The 18,998-nt window shown below is 72.5% G+C and carries 18 protein-coding genes; 8 read left to right on the top strand and 10 right to left on the bottom strand.

Annotated features, from left to right (window positions below; all coding sequences use genetic code 11):
- Positions 1 to 10 precede the first annotated feature (10 nt).
- A complete protein-coding gene (locus tag HII36_RS31210; RefSeq protein WP_217370194.1) occupies positions 11 to 3,757 on the bottom strand; it encodes an nSTAND1 domain-containing NTPase in 3,747 nt (1,248 codons plus the stop codon).
- Between the two features lie 167 nt (positions 3,758 to 3,924).
- On the opposite strand from HII36_RS31210, the gene HII36_RS31205 reads away from it, so the two are divergent.
- Complete coding sequence (locus HII36_RS31205) at positions 3,925 to 4,857, top strand: hypothetical protein (protein WP_173526868.1); 933 nt, start codon at positions 3,925 to 3,927, stop codon at positions 4,855 to 4,857.
- Between the two features lie 11 nt (positions 4,858 to 4,868).
- Complete coding sequence (locus tag HII36_RS31200) at positions 4,869 to 5,378, top strand: hypothetical protein (RefSeq protein WP_173526867.1); 510 nt, start codon at positions 4,869 to 4,871, stop codon at positions 5,376 to 5,378.
- A gap of 67 nt (positions 5,379 to 5,445) precedes the next feature.
- Here the strand turns inward: HII36_RS31200 and HII36_RS31195 are convergent, their stop codons facing one another.
- Positions 5,446 to 5,622 carry a hypothetical protein gene (locus tag HII36_RS31195; RefSeq protein ID WP_173526866.1) on the bottom strand — a complete coding sequence of 59 codons (177 nt, stop codon included), beginning with the start codon at positions 5,620 to 5,622 and terminating at the stop codon, positions 5,446 to 5,448.
- Positions 5,623 to 5,718: 96 nt separating this feature from the next.
- Here HII36_RS31195 and HII36_RS31190 point away from each other — a divergent pair, with 96 nt between their 5' ends.
- The 4 genes from HII36_RS31190 (at position 5,719) to HII36_RS31175 (ending at position 8,534) form a co-directional block, all read left to right on the top strand.
- The gene (locus HII36_RS31190; protein WP_173526865.1) at positions 5,719 to 6,174 is read left to right on the top strand and encodes a MarR family winged helix-turn-helix transcriptional regulator; all 456 of its coding nucleotides are present in this window, start codon (positions 5,719 to 5,721) and stop codon (positions 6,172 to 6,174) included.
- A 61-nt stretch (positions 6,175 to 6,235) separates the two neighbouring features.
- Positions 6,236 to 6,727: a cation:proton antiporter regulatory subunit gene (locus HII36_RS31185; RefSeq protein WP_407940836.1), complete on the top strand. Its 492-nt coding sequence runs from the start codon at positions 6,236 to 6,238 to the stop codon at positions 6,725 to 6,727.
- Positions 6,728 to 6,735: 8 nt separating this feature from the next.
- Positions 6,736 to 7,896 (top strand): cation:proton antiporter, encoded by a 1,161-nt coding sequence (locus HII36_RS31180; RefSeq protein ID WP_173526864.1) that lies wholly within the window; start codon positions 6,736 to 6,738, stop codon positions 7,894 to 7,896.
- Positions 7,897 to 7,916: 20 nt separating this feature from the next.
- Complete coding sequence (locus tag HII36_RS31175) at positions 7,917 to 8,534, top strand: pentapeptide repeat-containing protein (protein ID WP_173526863.1); 618 nt, start codon at positions 7,917 to 7,919, stop codon at positions 8,532 to 8,534.
- Positions 8,535 to 8,549: 15 nt separating this feature from the next.
- On the opposite strand, the gene HII36_RS31170 is transcribed toward HII36_RS31175, so the two are convergent.
- Complete coding sequence (locus tag HII36_RS31170; protein ID WP_173526862.1) at positions 8,550 to 9,410, bottom strand: helix-turn-helix domain-containing protein; 861 nt, start codon at positions 9,408 to 9,410, stop codon at positions 8,550 to 8,552.
- A 130-nt stretch (positions 9,411 to 9,540) separates the two neighbouring features.
- On the opposite strand from HII36_RS31170, the gene HII36_RS31165 reads away from it, so the two are divergent.
- Entirely contained in the window at positions 9,541 to 10,476 is a 936-nt protein-coding gene (locus HII36_RS31165) for an aldo/keto reductase (RefSeq protein ID WP_173526861.1), read from the top strand.
- Between the two features lie 25 nt (positions 10,477 to 10,501).
- Here HII36_RS31165 and HII36_RS31160 read toward each other — a convergent pair whose 3' ends face one another.
- The 3 genes from HII36_RS31160 to HII36_RS31150 all read right to left on the bottom strand — a co-directional run bounded on the left by HII36_RS31160 (position 10,502) and on the right by HII36_RS31150 (position 12,837).
- Positions 10,502 to 11,512, bottom strand: coding sequence for a hypothetical protein (locus HII36_RS31160; protein WP_173526860.1), 1,011 nt, complete (start codon positions 11,510 to 11,512; stop codon positions 10,502 to 10,504).
- 30 nt (positions 11,513 to 11,542) lie between these two features.
- The gene (locus HII36_RS31155; protein ID WP_173526859.1) at positions 11,543 to 12,202 is read right to left on the bottom strand and encodes a copper resistance CopC family protein; all 660 of its coding nucleotides are present in this window, start codon (positions 12,200 to 12,202) and stop codon (positions 11,543 to 11,545) included.
- Positions 12,203 to 12,294: 92 nt separating this feature from the next.
- Complete coding sequence (locus HII36_RS31150; RefSeq protein ID WP_173526858.1) at positions 12,295 to 12,837, bottom strand: hypothetical protein; 543 nt, start codon at positions 12,835 to 12,837, stop codon at positions 12,295 to 12,297.
- Positions 12,838 to 12,906: 69 nt separating this feature from the next.
- Here HII36_RS31150 and HII36_RS31145 point away from each other — a divergent pair, with 69 nt between their 5' ends.
- Complete coding sequence (locus HII36_RS31145) at positions 12,907 to 13,212, top strand: hypothetical protein (RefSeq protein WP_173526857.1); 306 nt, start codon at positions 12,907 to 12,909, stop codon at positions 13,210 to 13,212.
- Here HII36_RS31145 and HII36_RS31140 read toward each other — a convergent pair.
- The 4 genes from HII36_RS31140 to HII36_RS31125 all read right to left on the bottom strand — a co-directional run bounded on the left by HII36_RS31140 (position 13,202) and on the right by HII36_RS31125 (position 18,769).
- Positions 13,202 to 14,230 (bottom strand): fatty acid desaturase family protein, encoded by a 1,029-nt coding sequence (locus HII36_RS31140; RefSeq protein ID WP_407940835.1) that lies wholly within the window; start codon positions 14,228 to 14,230, stop codon positions 13,202 to 13,204. The genes HII36_RS31145 and HII36_RS31140 overlap by 11 nt on opposite strands.
- 320 nt (positions 14,231 to 14,550) lie before the next feature.
- A complete protein-coding gene (locus HII36_RS31135) occupies positions 14,551 to 15,717 on the bottom strand; it encodes an FAD-dependent monooxygenase (RefSeq protein ID WP_173526855.1) in 1,167 nt (388 codons plus the stop codon).
- 25 nt (positions 15,718 to 15,742) lie between these two features.
- Entirely contained in the window at positions 15,743 to 17,329 is a 1,587-nt protein-coding gene (locus HII36_RS31130) for an MFS transporter (RefSeq protein ID WP_173526854.1), read from the bottom strand.
- Between the two features lie 78 nt (positions 17,330 to 17,407).
- Entirely contained in the window at positions 17,408 to 18,769 is a 1,362-nt protein-coding gene (locus HII36_RS31125; protein WP_173526853.1) for an FAD-binding oxidoreductase, read from the bottom strand.
- Positions 18,770 to 18,998: the final 229 nt, after the last annotated feature.

The raw sequence follows: 18,998 nt of genomic DNA, 5'->3' as shown, positions 1-18,998 counted from the left end.
GAGCAGGGGGTCAGCAGACCCGCTCGTAGGGCAGCCCGGGGAGATGGGACGCCCACTGCTCCGGGGTGAGGCCGCCCCCGGCACGCCGGCAGACCTCCGCCTCGGCCGCGCCCGGCCGCAGATCGTGCGCGCGGAGCGGGGTGTGCTGCCCCACGCTGTACACGGTCTCGCCGTCGGGGCTGAAGGCCAGGGCGAGGATGATGTCACCGGGCGTCGGCAGGGGCGTGCCGATGGGCCGGCGCGAGGCGGTGTCCCACAGTTGCAGCGAGCCGGTGGCGTCACCCACGGCCAGGACGCGGCCGTCGGGCGAGAAGGCGAGCGCGGTGACGAGCGGCGCTTCGAACGGGCCCAGCCGGCCGGTCGTGCCCGTGGACAGCACGCCGAGGCGGCGGCGGATCGCGCCGTCCCACAGGACGGTGCGCCCCGAGGAATCGCCGGCGGCCAGATACGTCCCGTCCCTGCTGAACGCCAGCGCGGTGGTCTTGCCCGCACCGGGCATGGTCCGGCCCGAGGCCAGGTCGATGACCTTGCCCTCCGACCCGACGAGGAGCGTGCCGCCGGGCCGCAGCGCCAGCGACCGGCTGGGTGAGTCCGGGATGTCCGCGACCACGGCACGTCGGCGCAGGTCCCACACCCGGGTGTCTCCCACCACCGGTATCGACGCGACCACTAGCGAGGTGTCGCCCGGGCCGAAGGCCAGGCTGCCCACCAGATCGTCACCTCGTCCGGTGATGACGAACGTGTCCTTCTGGCGGCGTCCCGTCACGTCCCACAGGGACACCTGCTGCGAGAAGCCGGGCCCGCGGGGCTCGCCCACGGCGTACGCCAGGGTCCGCCCGTCGGAGCTGAAGGCCAGCAGGGCATCGCATCCGGTGACGGGCGGCTCGGGCGCGCGCCGGCACTCCGCCTCCGGCGACACGGGCGCGGCGCCTACCGCCCGGGTCTCGCGCACCTGGAACCCGATCCGGGTCGGGCTCTGCCGATGGGCGGTGACCAGGGTCGTTCCGTCCGGGCTGAACAGGGCGGACTCGGTCGCGGCGAGCCGCCAGCCGGGGTCGGTGGCCGCGCCCAGGCGCAGGGTGCGCACCGTGTCGCCCCAGGCGCCGTCCGGGCCGGCGAGATACCTGATCCAGCCGGCGGCGGGATCGACCCTGAGGTCGCTCGCGCGTTCACCCGACAGCGGGTAGCGGAAGACCGGCCGCTCCGGGTCCTCCGTCCGCCACAGCAGCAGGTCAGAGCCGTCGGTGGCGGCCAGGTAGCGCCCGTCGGCGCTGAAGCCGAGATCGTGCAGCCCCGGATGCTCGACCGGCGTGAGCTCCCGGCCCGATTCCAGGTCCCAGAGTCGTAGGCGTTCGTCGGTGATGAGGGCGATGCGCCGGCTGTCGGGGGTGAAGTGCACGTACTCGTTGAGGCACTGTTCGACGGTGACGCGGGGCGCCCACGGGGTGCTCGTCCTGCGGCCGCTCGGGACGTCCCAGAGCTGAAGAGGTTCGCCGGGGACGCAGACGGCCAGCAGCCGGTCGTCCGGGCTGGCCGCAGCGTCGGGGGCCGCGGGGAGCGCGTTGCCGCGCTTCTCCCGTTCCTGGCGCAGCACCTCCGACTGGGTGGTGAAGGGCCAGCTGATCAGTTCAGTGGGGCGCGCCTTCGACGGGATCTCCACGTCGAAGAGCGTCCTGGCGCTGCCGGTGTCCCACATCCTGACGCGGTACGCCGAGCCCCGGGGGCTGTAGCCGATGATGCTGCGCCCGCTCGTCCCCATTTCCGCACCGGCCGCCACGTGGCCCAGGACGCCGGGCCGCAGGGCCCCGGTACGCAGGTCCCACAGGTTGACCCTGCGGCGCGTGTCGATCAGGGGAACCACCCAGGCGTCCCCCTTGCGCCACCCCACGTACTCCATCGCGGCCCCCAGGGCGGGGAACGACAGGGTCCGGCGGTGCGTGGCGACGTCCCAGCCGGTGACCTGACCGGCGCCGATGCTGACGAGGGTCCGCCCGTCGGCGCTGAGGTGCCGCATCGTGCCCGCGTCACCGTCGGGGTCGGTGAAGGAGTCCTGCTCCTTCTGCGTCAGGGCGGCCAGCAGCGCGGACCTGGTCTCGGGGAGGTCGGCGACGTGCCTGGCGGCGAGGCCGAGCCGCATCGCGGTGACCGGGTCGGTGCGGCGCAGGCTCTCGGCGACGCCGACCAGGCGGCGGGCCTCCGACTCCCGCCTGCGTTCCTGACCGGCCTGGTGCTGCTGCCAGGCGAGCACGGCGGCCACCAGCGTCAGCGTGAGCAGGAGCGACATCGCCGTCCTGCGCCTGGTGCGCTGCCGGCGCTCGCGGTCCAGGCCGGCCGCGCTGGTGTCCAGGAAGTCACGTTCCAGCGGCGTGAGCGCGCCGGAGGCGTCGAACGCCTCGAGAGCCAGCGACAGCCGCACCCCGCGATACAGGCTGCCGGGGTCGCGCTGGTGATCGTGCCAGGCGTTGGCCGCCTCGGTGAGACGGCGGTGCAGCCGCAGCCGCTCGCGGTCCTCCTCGATCCAGGCGCTCAGCCGGGGCCAGGCGGTGAGCAGCGCCTCGTGCGCCAGGTCGACGGTGGTCTCGTCGATGGTGATCAGCCGGGCCTGGGCCAGCCGTTCGAGCAGGACCTCGGTGGTGCCGCCGCGCTCGGCGGCGGCGAGCTCGGCCCGGTCGACGGGCCTGCGGGTGTCCTGGGCGCCCTGGCCCGGGGTCACCATGCGCAGCAGCAGGTGGCGCAGGGCGACCTGCTCGTCGGGCGAGAGCTCGTCGTAGAGCTCTTCCGAGGTGCGGGCGATGGCCGCGTGCAGCCCGCCCGCCGCCTGGTAGGCCGCCAGGGTCAGGGCCCGGCCGTGCCGTCTGCGCCAGGTCTCCAGCAGGGCGTGCGCCATCAGGGGTAACCCGCAGGGCTCGCCCTGGATCTCGGCCACGATCGCGGCGGTGAGGTCACGCTCGACGATCAGCCCGGCCGAGGCGGCGGGCCGGACGATCGCCTCGCGCAGCTCGGCCGCGGTCATCGGGCTGAGCAGCAGGGTGGACTCGCGGATCGCGGCGGCCAGTTCCGGGTGCTCGGCGCAGTGGCTGAAGAAGTCGGCGCGCAGCGCGAGGACGAGCCGCCTGCCGTCGTCGTCCCGCGTGGCGGCCAGCAGCGCGTCGATGAAGGCGGCGCGCTCTCCGGGGTCGTCGCACAGCGCGTACACCTCCTCGAACTGGTCGACCACGAGGACGTCGGCGCTCAGCTCGCCGCAGGTGCGCAGCGGGTGCGGGCCGGGGGTGAGTATCCGGACCGAGCGCGCGCGTCCGTCGCTCAGCCGCGGCACCAGCCCGGCGCGCAGCAGCGACGACTTGCCGCCGCCCGACGGGCCGACGAGCACGGTCACGCGATGCTCGCGCACCAGCGCGGCCAGCCGCTCGATCATCTCCTCGCGGCCGAAGAACAGCTCGCTGTCGCCCGGCTCGAACCTGGCCAGCCCCAGGTAGGGGGAGCTGGACTCGCCCTCGGCCGCGGCCCGGTCGCGTTCCTCCTGGACGGCCTCGTGCCAGCGGCGCCGCCAGTCCTCGGCGTCGCCGCCGCAGGCCGCCGCGTACGCCAGCGCGACCGCCAGCGAGGGCAGCCGCTCCCCCGCCGCGGCCTGGGCGAGCGTGGCGGCCGAGTAGTGCGCCCGGCCGGCCATCACCCGGTAGGTCGGCCCGCCGGCCTCCTGGCGTAACTTGCGCAGCTCGTAGGCGAAGCGGGCGATCGGCCCGTCCGTCGGATCCAATGGCTGTTCGCGGCGTCCCACAACGTCCCCCGATGTCACCCGCTCAAGATCCTCCCCAGGGTAGGGGGCGGCGGCTTTGTCTGCACTGGTGATAGGGGGTGTCGGACAATTCCCGGCGCGCCGAAACTGATCTTCGCCAGCCGAGCGGAACCCCGGGAAGGACACGAATGCAGCCGACGCGTACGCACGCTCTGAGTCATGGCGTACGCCGGCTCGGTGACGCGGCCAGGCGGGCGCTGGGGGCGACCGCGATCGCGGGGATCATCGCCGGATGCGCCGCCCAGCCAGCCGGGCAGCCGCCCGCCGCGCTGACGACGGCCGAGATCATCCAGGTCGAGCAGGCCGAGCAGACGCTGATCCAGCGGTGCATGGCCCGCCACGGATTCAGCTACTGGCCGCCCGCCCAGCTCAGCGAGGAGGAGCGCAAGGGCTCCGGGTTCATGCTGACCGACGTCGAGTGGGCGCGGAAGAACGGCTACGGCGGACGGCTGCGGGCCCGGATCATGGCCGCCAAGACGGCGAGCAGGAACCACGCCTACGCCGGCGGGCTGCCCGCGGGCGAGCTGCGGCGCTACAACCAGGCCCTGGACGGCGGCGACGACGCCGCCACGATGACCGTGCGCCTCCCGAGCGGCGGCCGGGTCACCAGCAAGTCCGGCGGCTGCCTGGGCGAGGCGCTCGAACGGCTCTACGGGGATCGTTCCACCTGGTTCGAGTCCAGCACGATCGCGACCAACCTGCAGCCGCTCTACGTGCCCGGCCTGCTCGCCGACCAGCGGTTCCAGACCGTGCTGCGGAGCTGGTCGCGGTGCATGGAAGCGCGCGGCCACGCCTACCCCGACCCGCCGGCGATCCGCTCCGCCCTGCCGGGCCTGACCAAGGGACTGGACCAGGACGCGGCCCACGCGGTCGAGGTCGAGCTGGCGGTGGCCGAGGCCACCTGCGCCAGGGCGGCCTCCTACATCGAGGTCGCGGGCTCGCTGGAGGACGAGTACCGCGAGCGGGCCGGCCGGCCCTACGCCGACGAGCTGAACACCTACCGGCGGCTGAAACGCGCCGCCTTCGACCAGGCCAGACAGATCAACCGGAATCAACCATGAGGAGAGATGGTATGCGCAGAACCCTGTCCGCACTCGGCCTGGGCGTGACGCTCGTCACCGTGGGCCTGACCGTCCCGACGGCGACCGTGCAGGCCGACACCCGGTGCAACCAGGAGTGGAACGCGGTGCCCGGCGACCACCGTGACGGCCGGGTCCGCATCTGGCGCGACGCCTACTGCACCAACAGGCTCGACGACGCGCTGGGCGATGACTACGACTGGGGCGACGGCGGCGGGGAGATCACCAACGCCACCAACACCGTCTCCTCGGTGATGAACAACGGGGACATCGGCGGCTACGACGTGGTGGCCTTCTACGACTACACCGGCTACGACTGGCGCTACGGCTACACCTGCCTGAAGCCGGGCCAGTTCTACGCCGACAACCTGGCGGACGACAAGTTCAGGGCGCGCACCGCCGGCTCCAACGCGGGCACGGCCTACTCGGCCAACGACGCGATCTCCTCGCACAAGTGGGTGACGGCGCAGGACTGCGACACGTTCCTCGACAAGGGCAAGTAACGCCTACGGGCACGGCGTAGGACGCGGGCGTCGGTGGCCGGAGGGGGCCGCCGACGCCCGCATGCCGTCAGGAGAAGTGCATGACGACGGCCAGACCGACGGTGTGCATGAGCACGACCACGGCGATCAGCGTGATGAAGACGAACTTGGCCGGGCCGTGCTCGAAGTGCTTGCCCTCCTTCAGCGGTCGCAACTGGGCCTGACGCTCGGCGATGCGCTCCTCCAGCGGCTTGCGGTGAAACACGAGGATCGTCCTCCAGTTGGTTTGCGCGACCTCTATTTGCGGGCTAATAATTGGTACACAAACTAAATTAGCACGCAACGCGCGGAGGACCCCCTGATGGAGCCTGTGACGGACGACACAGACCTGCTGGCCCTGGACCGGCAGGTGTGCTTCGCGCTCAGCATCGCCTCGCGCAGCGTCATCGGGCTGTACCGGCCGCTGCTGCAGCCCTTCGGGCTGACCCACCCTCAATACCTGGCCATGCTCGCGCTGTGGCAGTTCGAGCCGCTGTCGGTCAAGGAGCTGGGCGAGCTGCTCCAGCTCGACCCGGGCACCCTGTCGCCCCTGCTCAAGCGGCTGCAGGCGCTCGGCTACCTCAACCGCGAGCGCGACAGCAAGGACGAGCGGGCGCTGTCGGTGACCCTCACCCCGGCCGGCCGGGCGCTGCGGGCCGAGGCGGAGAAGATCCCGCCGGCCATCGTGGCACGCCTGGGCATGAGCCTGGACGAGCTGCAGGACCTGCATCGTTCGCTGACGCGGGTGATCGCGGCGGCCCGCGGCGGCGACGCCTGAGGCGATCGGCCGCGCCCTCGAAACGTTGGTAGGGTTGTCCGGAAATGTTCGGATCTGGGTGGTGAGTGCGGTGGAAGTCGAGCAGACGGCGCTGCCAGGGATCGGTTTGCGGCATGATTTCACCACCCGCGCAGGTCAGCGGGTCGGCGTCGTGTCGCACCGCACCGGGCGGCGCGATCTGGTGATCTACGACAAGGACGACCCCGATCGCGCCTGTCAAACGGTCAAGCTCAACGACCACGAGGCGGACGCGCTGGCCGAGCTGCTCGGCGCGCCTCGGATCGTGCAGCGGCTCAACGAGCTTCATCAGCAGGTCGAGGGCCTGGTCAGCGTGCAGCTGCCGATCCCGGCCGGCTCTCCGTACGCGGGGCGGCCGATGGGTGAGGCGCGCGTGCGCACCCGTACCAGCGCCTCCATCGTCGCGGTCGTGCGCGGCGGCCAGGTGGTCGCCAGCCCCGGCCCCGCGTTCGTGTTCGCGGAAGGCGACATCGTGGTCGTGGTGGGCAGCGCCGACAGCACCTCAGAGGTGGCCGACATCCTGGCCGGCGGGTAGGGCCGCGGGTGCACCACACCACCATCATCTTTCTCGAAGTCGGTGCGGTCCTGCTGGGTCTCGGCGTGCTCGGCGCGCTGGCGCTGCGGGTCGGCATCTCCCCCATCCCCCTCTACCTGATCGCCGGTCTGGCCTTCGGCCAGGGCGGCGTGCTGCCGCTGGCCACCAGCGACGACTTCCTCGGCATCGGCGCGGAACTGGGCGTGGTCCTGCTGCTGCTGACGCTGGGCCTGGAATACAACGCCGACGAACTGGTGACCAGCCTGAAGGGCAACGCCCGGGCCGGTCTCGTGGACCTGGTGCTCAACGCCGCCCCCGGTGCCATCTGCGCGTTATTGCTCGGCTGGGGCCCGGTGGCGGCGGTGGCCATGGCCGGCGTCACGTACGCCACCTCCTCGGGCATCACCGCCAAGGTGCTGTCCGACCTGGGATGGATCGGTAACCGCGAGACGCCGACGGTGTTGTCGCTGCTGGTGTTCGAAGACCTGACGATGGCCGTCTACCTGCCGGTGCTGACCGCCATGCTGGCCGGGCTGAGCTGGGTGAGCGGGGCCGCCACGGTGGGCATCGCGCTGGCCACGGTGACCGTCGTGCTCGTGGTGGCGCTGCGCTTCGGCCGGTTCATCGAGGCGTTCGTGTCCAGCCCGAACTCCGAGGTGCTGCTGCTGAAGGTGGTCGGCCTGGCCCTGCTGGTGGCCGGCATCGCCCAGCAGCTGCAGGTGTCGGCCGCGGTGGGCGCGTTCCTGGTGGGGATCGCGCTGTCCGGCGAGCTCGCGCACGAGGCGCAGGCGCTGCTCGCGCCGCTGCGCGACCTGTTCGCTGCGGTGTTCTTCGTCTTCTTCGGCCTGCGCACGGATCCGTCGAAGATCCTGCCGGTGGCCGGCCTGGCCGCGCTGCTGGCCCTGGTCACCATGATCACCAAGCTGCTGACCGGCATGTACGCCGCCAGACGGGCCGGCATCGGCAAGGCCGGCCAGGCGCGGGCGGGCATCGCGCTGATCCCGCGCGGCGAGTTCAACATCGTCATCGCCGGTCTGGCGGTGGCCGCCGGGGCGCATCCCGACCTGGGGCCGCTGGCCGCCGCGTACGTGCTGATCCTGGCCGCGTTCGGCCCGCTGGCGGCCAAACTGGTGCAGCCGTTCATCACCGCGATCGCCAAACGGGCCTGACGATCCGCTAGTTTGTTCGCATGGCCGATCGCAAGCACGGGGTTCCCGCGCCGCCCACCGAGTCCACCGTCCGGTCGGAGGACTGGGACGGCCGGGTGCTCCAGCGGGAGAGCTTCCACCGCGTGCTGTTCGTCGACGTCGACATGACCGAGCTGGTCAACGAGGGGTCCACGTTCGAGGAGTGCACGTTCAGCAGCGTGCGCTTCAACGTGTCCGAGCATCGCGACGCGCAGTTCCTCAACTGCACTTTCAAGCGCTGCTCGCTGTTCGACGCCGCCTTCCACGGCTGCAAGCTGACCGGGAGCATGTTCGACGGCTGCACCTACGGCCTGCTCAAGGTCGACGGCGGCGACTGGTCCTACGTCGGCCTGCCCGGCGCCGACCTGCGCAACTGCACCTTCGACGGGGTGCGGCTGCGCGAGGCCGACCTGACCGGGGCCAGGTTCGAGAGCGCCACGCTGGCCCGCTGCGACCTGACCGGCGCCTGGCTGCGCGAGGCCGACCTGACCAAGTGCGACCTGCGCGGCAGCGACCTGGGCGACCTCGACCCCTACACCGCCAAGCTGAACAAGGCGATCATCGACCCGGTGCAGGCCACCACCCTGGCCCGGGCGATGGGCCTGGAAGTGCGCGGCTGAACGCCCGCCGCGCGGCTAGTCGTTGACGGCGCGCAGCGCGCCCGGGCGGCGGCCGGTGAGCCGGTCGAGCGCGGCCGTGGTGGCGGCGTCGGCGGGCAGGTAGACCAGCAGCCGCTGCTCGCCGTCGTCGAGCTGCATCGTCTCCCTGGCCAGGCGCAGCTCGCCCGCCTCCGGATGCACCAGGGTCTCCGTCCCGGACGTGCGCATCTCGCCCCCGGCCGCCGCCATGCGCTCGGTGAACGCCGGGCCGGCCGTGAACGTCAGCTCGTCGACCAGGTGCCGGGTGTGCGGGTCGGCCAGGGCCGCGTCGAGACGCAGCTCGGCGGCGTGCTCGTCGGCCAGGCGCGACCAGCCGGGGAAGGCGGCGCGGGCGCGCGCGTCGGTGAACAGGTAGCGCACGAGGTTGGGCGGCTCGCCGTCGAGCAGCCCGATGGGTGCGGCCAGCAGGCGGAAGCCGCCGGTGTGCGCGAGGACCTCGCCGAGCCGGTTGAGCACCACGGCGGGCGCCGGCTCCAGCCGGTCGAGCAGCGCCCGCACGGTCGGGCGCACCGCGCGCGACGGCGGCGGCCAGGCCGAAGGGCACAGCAGCGCGTCGCCGCCGCTCGCGGTCTTGGCCAGCATGCGCAGGTGCGCCCGCTCGGCCGGCGGCAGCCGCAGCGCGTCGGCGAGCGTGCCGAGCACCTGCAGCGACGGGTTGCGGTCGCGGCCCTGCTCCAGCCTGGTCAGGTATTCGACGCTCACCCCGGCCACCGTGGCCAGCTCGGACCTGCGCAGGCCCGGCGTGCGCCGCCGCGACCCCTCGGGCAGGCCCAGCTCGGACGGCCGGACGGCCTCGCGGCGAGCACGCAGGTAGCGGCCCAGCTCGTTGTCGCTCACGACCGACAACCCTATGCCCGCGGCCCGCGCTCAGCGTGGCCCTGCCAGGGCCAGTCTGCGCCCGGCCTGCCAACGGCACGCGATTACCGGCATGGTTGACCCACTACCGACACCCTTTGGAGGCCCTCTCATGCGATACCGGCTGCTCGGCCAGACCGGGCTGCGCGTTTCCCAGCTCTTCCTCGGCGCGATGGGCTTCGCCGAGCACTCGCCCCAGGTACGCCGGATGTTCGACAGGTACGCCGAGGCCGGCGGCAACGTGGTCGACACCGCCGACGCCTACGGCGACAGCGAGAACGTGGTCGGCGAGCTGCTGCGCGGCCGGCGCGACCGGTTCGTGCTGGCCACCAAGTACACGCTCACCCGCGACGCCACCGATCTCAACGCGGGCGGCAGCCACCGCAAGAACCTCGTGCTGTCCCTGGAGTCGAGCCTGCGCCGGCTGCGCACCGACTACATCGACCTGTACTGGGTGCACGTGTGGGACCCGCACACCCCGATCGAGGAGACCATGCGGGCGCTGGACGACGCGGTCCGCGCCGGGAAGATCCTCTACGCCGGCATCTCCGACGCGCCGGCCTGGCTGGTGAGCCGGGCCAACACGCTGGCCGAGTGGCGCGGGTGGACGCCGTTCGCCGGGTTGCAGGTGCCGTACAACGTGGGGTGGCGTGACATCGAGCGGGAGCTGCTGCCGATGGCGCGGGCGTACGGGATGACCGTGGCGGCCTGGCGCACGCTCGGGCGCGGGGTGCTGTCGGGGCGGCCGGGCGCGCAGGAGACGCCGGAGGCGGCGGCGGTGCGCGAGGTCGCGGCGGAGCTGGGTGTGAGCCCGGCGCAGGTGGCGATCGCCTGGACGCTGGCGCGCGGCGTGCACCCGATCGTCGGCGCCAGCACGATCGAGCAGCTCGAGGACAACCTGGGCGCGGTCGACGTGACGCTGCCCGAGGAGGCGATGCGGCGGCTGGAGTCGGCCTCGGACTTCCGGCTCGGCTTCCCCGCCGACTTCGTCGGCGAGCACGCCCCGCAGATCTTCGGCCGCGACTACCCCCGCCTGGACGGCCGCTGACGCCGCCCCTGACGCCCCGCCGCCGTCAGCACAGGGACATGGCGGTCTGCCAGAGGTCGGGCAGTGCGGCCAGCACGTGGTCGCCGCGCCGGCGGCGGTCGCGGAACGTCTCCGCGCCGAGGTCGGCGAGCAGCGCGCGGAACCCGCGCTCGTACGCCGTCCGGTGCGCCCCGGCCGCCGCCAGCTTGAGCAGGCACCTGGCGTACGTGGCGACGATCCAGAACACCGCCTCCCGGTGCAGCCCGCGTTCGATGAGGTCGCGGCTGCCGTCGATGGCGATCGGCCGGGCCACCGCCGAGACGTCGGAGGCGAACCGGTAGGCGGGCGCGGCCAGCGGCGCGGCGGCGTCGTAGACCTCCTCCAGCGCGGCCAGGTGCCCGCGCACCCGGGCCGCGTCCAGTTCCGCGCAGCCCAGCAGGTCGAGCAGGCGTTCGTAGCAGTCGAGCCGGTGGTGCGCGGCCAGCAGGTCGCGCACCGCCGGGTAGCGCCCGCGCACGGTGGGGTTGCGCAGCGCGGCCACCAGCAGGACGTGCGGCATCCCGCCGGTGCCGAACAGCCAGGACGTGGCCTGCTCGGCGGGCGGGTCGGCGGGGTCCATGCGGTTGATCCGGCCGCGGATGGCGTCCATGGCCTGGGCGCAGCGGGCGAGGATCCACGGCTTCTCGGCGAAGTCGCGCGACACCACCCGCTGGATCTCGCCCAGCCGGCCGGTCGGGTCGGCCAGCACGGACGGCCGGTGGAAGCCGCCGGCCAGGTGGTAGTGGCTCAGGACGTCCTGTGGTGACCCCAGTTCCGCCATGGACAGGGTGGAGACCTCCAGCAATACCCCGTTGTACCGAAATTTCCCGGCATGTTGGGCGGTGTCCTGCGAGACCACCGTCACGTCCACGTCGGACCAGGGCGCCAGCGTCTCGTCGCCGCGCGCCCACAGCACCGACCCCGCGAGGAACGCCCCGAGGAAGCCGGGCATCCCGGCGCCCTCCTCGGCCACCCACTGCCCGGCCACCTGCCTGGCCTGCTCGACCAGCATCGGCAAACCCCCTCCCCGGCCCGCTGGGCGACCGGCTCAGCCGGAGCGGTCCCCCGCATCAGTGTCCTGCACCGCGGCCCCGCGGCGCCTGGTAGTGATCATCACGATTCCGCCGAGCAGCACCAGCGCGGCCAGGGCCGCCCAGAGCCATCCGGGCATCCCGCCCCCGGCGGAGTCGGCCGCCGCGGGCCGGTCGCCGGCGGCTCCGGCCGGGGAGATCGAGGTCGCGGGCGCGCTCGTCTCAGCGGCCGGCCCGGACGATGCCGGCCCGGATGCCGGTCCCGACGATTCAGGCCCAGACGATTCAGGCGCCGACGATTCCGGCGCGGGAGCCCCCTTCACCTTGAATGGGATCTCGCCCTCGATCGGGTGCCCGTCGGAGGAGACGACCCGCCAGGCGATCACGTACGCGCGGGCCGCCAGCGGCTCGGGCACGCCGGTGCGCACCCGGTGCCCGTCGAGCTCGGGGGTGCCGAGGCGGACCGCCCGGCCGGCCGAGTCGTGCAGCACGACGAAGGGGAACTTGACCCGGCTGCTGAACTCCAGCTCGATCTCCTCGACCGCGGAGACCTGCGCGTCCTTGGCCGGTGAGCTGCTCTTGAGACTGTCGTGGGCGTACGCGGCGGGGGCTGTGAGTGCGAGGAGGGCGAGGCAGGCGAGCACGGCCAGCGCCGCCCGGTGAATGTGTCGTGGCATCGATGCCATCGTGGACTCCAGAAGAAACTTCCGGACCGCGCCTGTGGCGCCGTCCGGGCACAGGCAGAAGAAGGGGTGTCAGAGGTGCGTCGTCAGCCGACCGGAGCGGGCGGCCCTCGCCTGCCCACCGCTCCGCACACCACTCTCGTCCGCGACGGCCGTGTCCGGAGCACGGCCGCCCGGCGCACGCCGGGCACCGGGACGTCGACGGGACCGAGCGCGAGCAGCCGCGGGATGACCGCGGGCGGCACGCCGTACAGGCTGATCATCAGCCACAGCGCCCGCTCGCCCCGCCACAGCCACCACGCCGTCAGGGCCGCGATCGTGAGGTGGACCAGCGCCATGCCGGTCGCCGCGTGCCCGTGCCCGGCGGCCGGCGCCGGGGCCAGGCGGCCGAACAGCTCGTGCAGCGCCACCTGCGCCGTGACCGTCAGGGCCAGCACGCCCGGCAGGCCGCGCTCGCGCCCGTCGGCCAGGTAGGCCAGCAAGAGTGCGCACGCGACGCCGAGCAGGTAGCCGGCCAGGGGGATCGGCCCGCCGCCTGCCAGCGCGTGCCCCGCCGCGGACACGCCACCGCAGACCGTCGCGAACACGACGGCCCGCGACAGGCGCAACGCTGATGACGCGGAGGACACATCAGACATCCTTCCACAGCACTCCCACCTTGCCGCAGGTTCACCTCATCCGTCTGAGGGCAGCGGGTCATGATGGAGACCGCCTCAAGCGACGAGGTGGACCTAGAGCGCCAGGTCCGCCAGGCGTTGACCGATGCGGGCTTCGCCGTCGAGCCGTCGATGGCCGCCGAGGAGGGCGGGCTGAGCGTCTGGCACGATCCCGGGCGCGGGGTGGTGGTCATGTGGGGGACGTCCGCCGAGCTGTCGGCCAAGGACCGGGTCAAGTACCGGAACATCCGCACCGCGGTGCGGCTGGCGTTACGCACGATCCTGGCCGAGGCCGGCTATCACGTCCGGGAGGACTTCGACGGCCTGGAGCTGATCGTCACGCTTTGACCCGGCGCAGCGGCTCGCCCACCTCGTGCAGGTGGCGCAGCGCCTGCGCCCACGACTCGACCAGCCCGCACTCGGCGTAGTCGACGCCCAGCGACGCGCAGTACTCGCGCACGATCGGCCTGGCCCGGTGCAGGTTGGGGCTGGGCATGCTGGGGAACAGGTGGTGCTCGATCTGGAGGTTGAGCCCGCCGAGCGCCACGTCCATGAGCCGCCCGCCGCGCACGTTGCGCGAGGTCAGCACCTGCTTGCGGAGGTAGTCGAGCGAGTTCTCGCCGGTCAGCGTGGGCATGCCCTTGTGGTTGGGCGCGAACGTGCAGCCCAGGTAGACGCCGAAGCAGGCCAGGTGCACGGCCAGGAACACCAGGGCCTTGCCGGCCGGCAGCACCGCGAACACCCCGCCCACGTAGGCCAGGTTGTGCGCGATCAGCAGCGCGGCCTCCACGCCGCGGTTCTTGAGCGTCTTGCGGCGCAGCGCGCGGAAGCTCGACACGCGCAGGTTCAGCCCTTCCAGCGTGAGCAGCGGGAAGAACAGGTACGCCTGCCTGCGCCCGATGAAGCGGGCCACCCCGCTGCTGTGCTCGGCCTGCTTGCGTGACCAGATGAGGATGTCCGGCGCGACGTCCGGGTCGTGCTCCTCGTGGTTGGGGTTGGCGTGGTGGCGGGTGTGCTTGTCCATCCACCAGCCGTAGCTGAGGCCGACGGCCAGGTTGCCGGCGATCAGCCCGGCGATCCTGCTGGTGCGCCGCGACCTGAACACCTGGCCGTGCGCCAGGTCGTGGGCCAGCAACGTCACCTGCGCGAACGCCACCGCCAGCAGCACCGCGACGGGCAGCTGCCACCAGGAGTCGCCGACCAGGGCGAACGCCGTCCACCCCGCGGTGAACAGGCCGAGCACCAGGCCGATGCGGATCGCGTAGTAGCCGGGACGCCGCTCCAGCAGTCCCTCCGCGGCGACCAGGCGGGACAGTTTCGCGAAATCGCTGCCCCGAGTGGGCGGCGGGGCTTCGAGGAGGGTCACACTCTTCTCCGATGCTGCCGAGGCGTGTTTCGTGATCGCTCTCAGCATCGCGAGAGTTCTCGCCAGGCGAACCCTGGCTGTCACCCGTCCTCGTGGTAGGGCTGGCCCTACCATCGGACGTGAAGCGGAACGGCGCCCCCGCCGCCTGGGATCGGGCCGTCTCATCGCACTCAGCAACGACGGACTGCCCCATCGTGGCCACATCGGGCTGGAATGGCGGGCGGCGGGGGCGCCGCGACCTGGCGCGGTCTCGGCTCGACGGACTCGGCTCGACGGACTCGGCTCGACGGTCTCAGGTCGCGTGATTTCGCAGGTCGTACTCAGATGAGCTGCGGCACCGGTACCCGCACCCTGGCCCGCATGCGCGGGATCTCGGGCGACTCGGCGGCGCTGGTGCCGAAGACGTGCAGGTCGGGGCGGAAGGCCCGCAGGTAGGCGTGCCGGTCGGTGAACGTGGCGGCCAGCGCGTCGCCGTAGTCGATGAGCTGCCTGTGCACCTGCCTGCGCGGCTCGTAGCGGGCCTGCAGCAGCCGGTCGAGCAGGTCGCCGTCGCCGGCCGCGGCGGTGATGACGTCGGCCAGGATCTCCGCGTCGTGCAGCGTGTAGCTCATGCCCATGCCCGTCATCGGGTGGCAGGCGAAGGCGGCCGAGCCGAGCAGCGCCGCGTTGCCGCGGTGATAGGCCGACACCCGCAGCGAGGAGATCTTGATCTGGTGCCAGGAGGCCGGCTGCAGCACGTCGAAGGCGTCGGAGCTGTCGGTGACGAACCGCTTGAGCATGTCGATCAGCACCGGCATGCCGTCCTCGAAGATCTCCTTGTCGTCCTCGGGCGGCAGGCCGACGAACACGCGTCCCTGGTCGCGGTTGAGCGGGTACAGGTAGGCGAGCCAGCCTTCCGAGCTGAAGTACAGCCGGTTGAGCTGGGCCATGCCGGCGGTCAGCGGCACCGTGGCCACCCGCATGAGCAGGCGGTCGTAGAGCGAGGTGACCTGGTCGATGCCGAGGGCCTGGCGGATGGCCGACCTGGTGCCGTCGGCGCCGATCACGACTCCGGCGCGCAGCCGGCGTCCGTCGGACAGCTTCAGCTCCTCGATCCTGCCCTCGTCCTGCGTCAGGTCGTCGATGGCGGTGTCGAACCAGAAGTCCACGCCCTCCATCGCGCAGCAGGTGTAGATGAGCTCGACCAGCTCGCGGTAGGGGCGGATGAGGAAGCCGCCGGGGAAGCGGCAGTCCTGGATCGGTTCGCCGTCGTGGTAGTAGCGGATGGTGTCGCGCTTGAGTCCCTGGCGCTCGACGAGGCCCGTGAGCCCGTGCCTGGCCAGCACCCGCAGCCCGGGCGGCTTGAGGAAGTCGGCGCCTGCGCTGGGGATGGCGGGTCCCTGCTCGATGACGACGACGCGGTGGCCGCGGCGGCCCAGCAGCAAGGCCAGGAAGCAGCCGCCGAGACCGGCGCCGACGATGGCCACGTCGCACGATGTGGTTGCCATGACGAGAGCCCTTTCGAAGTTTGAACTAGTGCGTTGGCCCGTAGGAGCCGGCGAGCGTGCCGGGGTCGGCCGCGCGCCGCGGGCGGGCGTGATCGGCTTGCTGGGGAATGCGGGTCTCGACAGGCAGTAGCGCGTCGGCCTCCGCCGCGACGGTGGCGAGCGTCGTGCGTAGCTCCAGCAACAGCCGGCGAGGCACCTTGACCATCTCGTCGCCGGGGTCGGTCCGCAGCCGGGTGATCTTGGTGAGTGCGATGGCGCCGGTCAGCACCGAGATGGCCACACACAGCGCCAGCGCGCCGGCCAGCCCGGCCAGTGGCCCGCTCATGAACGGGTGGTCGATCATGACCGAGACGATCGCGATGCCGACCGCTCCGCCGATCATGCGGCCCATCACGGCCGCGCCGACGGCGGAGGCGTACTGGTGCGGCTTGGCCGCCAGCGTGGTGGCCACGGACGTGCCCGGGGCCAGCGCGCCGACGCCGATGCCGACGATGACGCTGGCCACCAGGCCCCACACCGTGGGCCCCATCTGCATGAGCACGAGCACGCACGCCCCGCCGCACAGCAGCGAGCCGGCGTAGATGAGCCCGTACGCGCCGACCTTCTTCACCAGCCGCCCGGCCACGAAACTGGTCACGACGACGGCGATCGAGGTGGGTGTGAGCCACATGGCCACCTGGAGCATGGGGTAACCCAGGTGGAGCAGGTATAGCGGCTGCACGGTCAGCAGCCCGTACGACAGGGCGCCGAAGCACCAGGTCGCCAGCCAGCCCCAGACGAATCTGGGCCGGCGCCACAGCGCCAGGTCGATGGCCGGCAGGCGGTGGTGCCTGGCCTGGGCGAGCGCGCCGCCGAGCAGGGCCAGGGCGGCGATGACCAGCCACACCACGTCCAGCCCCCAGGCCATGGCCTTGGAGATGGCCAGCACGATGACGGCGATCCCGGCGGCCAGCAGCCACGCGCCGAGCACGTCCGGCCAGCCTCTGGTCCCGGCGCGCTTACCCGGCGGGAGCGTGGCGCAGGCCAGCAGGAGGACGACGCCGATGACGACGACGGGGGCGAACAGCGCGCGCCAGCCGAACGCGGCGGCCAGCCAGCCGCCGCCGGCCTGCATGAGCAGGCAGCCGAGGCCGGAGGCCGAGCTCCACAGCGCGATCGCGCCGCGGCGCTGCGATTCCGGCAGCTCGCCGAGCAGCAGGCCCAGGCTGGAGGGGATCATCGCGGCCGCGCCCACGCCCTGGACGGCCCGCGCGGCCAGCACGTACGACCAGGACTCGACGGTCACGGTGGCGATGCCGCCGATCACGAAGATGACCAGGCCGACCGCCAGCACCCTGCGGCGGCCGAACAGGTCGGCCCAGCGTCCGGCCGTGGCCAGCAGCGCCGCGATCGGGACGAAGGCCGCGCTGGTGAGCCAGACCAGGTCGCCGAGCGGCATCCCGGAACCGGCGGGGGTGTAGCGCAGCACCCCGACGGCCAGGGTGGTGGCCGTGGTGTCGGCCATCACCGTGAGCATGACACCCGCGCCGACCAGCCGCAGCATGACCGCATGCCGCCGGGTCAGGTGCGTGGCCGGGCCACTTCCCCGGACGGCCGCTGGCGAGGAACGCACGTGGTCACCTCCATGAGATGGACTTCGCGGTGCGGGCACACTCCGGCGGTGCCCGCGCGAAGAGGGGTCGGGGTTCGTTCAGGTGCCGTAGCGGCCCGGGGCGATGAGGCCTTCCGGGTCCAGGGCGGTCTTCATGCGGTGCAGCATGCTGAGGCTCGCCGTGTCGGTGCCCGACCAGACGGTCGAGGCCGCGTGGTCGATGTCGGAGCGGTAGATGACGCAGCCGTGCTCGCGCAGCAGGCCGTGGGCCTCGTCGCGGAGCTGGTGAGCGCGCTCGTCGGCGCCCGGCTGCGAGCGGTCGAAGAAGATCTGGATGACGGCGTTGGCCTGGTGCCGGCCGATCAGGTTCCACTCCACCATCAGCGCGGTGCCGTGGGCGTCGACGGCCTCCTGCATGGTGGCCATGATCTGCTCGGTCTTCCTGGCCTGCAGCGGCATCATCGGCAGCAGGACGAGGAAGCCGAAGCGTCCGGCGTCGATCTGCTCGCAGGAGGTCACGCCGAGCGCCTTCTGCACGCCGTGGCAGGTGGGGATCCCCTGGGCGGTCAGCGCGCGGGCGTACAGCGGGTCGTCGGGGCCGACGGCCGCGGCGTCGAGCACCCGCAGCGATTCCGCGCCCTCGACCTCGACCAGCGCCTTGCGCAGCAGTTCCTCGGCCAGGGAGACGGTCTCGCCGCTGCCGAGCAGCGGGCCGAGGATGGTGAACCGGCCGGCGTCGACGCCGGCGGGCAGCAGCCAGCCGGGCCCGCCGGGGGTCATGGCCAGCTCGCGCACCCGCAGCAGCCCTTCGGCCGGGTTGCCGCGGCGCAGGAACGAGGCGAGCGCGCCGATGGTGGCGCCGATCTGGTCGCGTTCGATGCGGGCGTGGACCAGGCCGATGCTCTGCGGCCTGGGGATCAGTGAGATGGCCATGGCGGTGATGACGCCCAGGTTGTGCTGGACGAACGCCTGCGTCAGGTCGGGGCCGGCGCCCCGGCCGAGGTAGTGGCCCGAGGGGTCGAGCCCGCCGGTGTGGACGACGCTGCCGTCGGCCAGGACGGCCTCGATCCCGGCCACGTCGTGCACGCGGGAGCGCACGCAGCCGTCGCCGCGTTCGAGCGCGTTGCCCACGACCGAGGTGTCGGCGCACGAGGCGGTGACGTTGAGCATCCAGGCGGTGTCGCGCAGCGCTTCGGCCAGCTGCCGCTGGGTGACGCCCGGCTCGACGACCGCGTAGCCGGCGTCGAGGTCGAGGCTGCGGATGCGGTTCATGCCGCCGAGGTCGACGACGGTGTTGTCCTCGGAGACGGGCATGGCCGAGCCCATGCCCCAGTTGCGGCCCGTGCTGATCGGATACAGGTGGCGGTCGGCGGCGGCGGATCTCCGGACGAGCGCGCGTACCTCGCCGACGCTCTCCGGGCAGACGACGCCGGCGACGGAGCGGGGGCGGTGCGCTCCCACGTCACGCGGTCTCAGCGCCTGTCGCGATAATCCCTGCATGACTCTCCTCTTCGGGGTGAGGTTCTCGCTGTTCGAAGCTCCCGCGATCGGCCCGGAGAGGTCGTCGGGAACCGGGTGCTCGCACACTCAGGCGGTGTGCTGCAGCAGGTCGTCGATGGAGCCGATGGCCTGATGCGACATTTCTCTGATCTCGCGCAGCCGCTGCGTCACGTGCCGCTCGGGGACGGGG

The organism is Nonomuraea antri (assembly GCF_013283785.1).
GTDB classification, from domain to species: domain Bacteria; phylum Actinomycetota; class Actinomycetes; order Streptosporangiales; family Streptosporangiaceae; genus Nonomuraea; species Nonomuraea antri.
This window is presented reverse-complemented; position numbering and strand designations above follow the sequence as displayed.

Coding starts and splice junctions, on each gene's coding strand:
- HII36_RS31205 (WP_173526868.1), top strand. CDS start 3,925: ATGCAGCCGACGCGTACGCACGCTCTGAGTCATGGCGTACGCCGGCTC.
- HII36_RS31145 (WP_173526857.1), top strand. CDS start 12,907: ATGATGGAGACCGCCTCAAGCGACGAGGTGGACCTAGAGCGCCAGGTC.
- HII36_RS31190 (WP_173526865.1), top strand. CDS start 5,719: ATGGAGCCTGTGACGGACGACACAGACCTGCTGGCCCTGGACCGGCAG.
- HII36_RS31175 (WP_173526863.1), top strand. CDS start 7,917: ATGGCCGATCGCAAGCACGGGGTTCCCGCGCCGCCCACCGAGTCCACC.
- HII36_RS31200 (WP_173526867.1), top strand. CDS start 4,869: ATGCGCAGAACCCTGTCCGCACTCGGCCTGGGCGTGACGCTCGTCACC.
- HII36_RS31135 (WP_173526855.1), bottom strand. CDS start 15,717: ATGGCAACCACATCGTGCGACGTGGCCATCGTCGGCGCCGGTCTCGGC.
- HII36_RS31155 (WP_173526859.1), bottom strand. CDS start 12,202: ATGCCACGACACATTCACCGGGCGGCGCTGGCCGTGCTCGCCTGCCTC.
- HII36_RS31165 (WP_173526861.1), top strand. CDS start 9,541: ATGCGATACCGGCTGCTCGGCCAGACCGGGCTGCGCGTTTCCCAGCTC.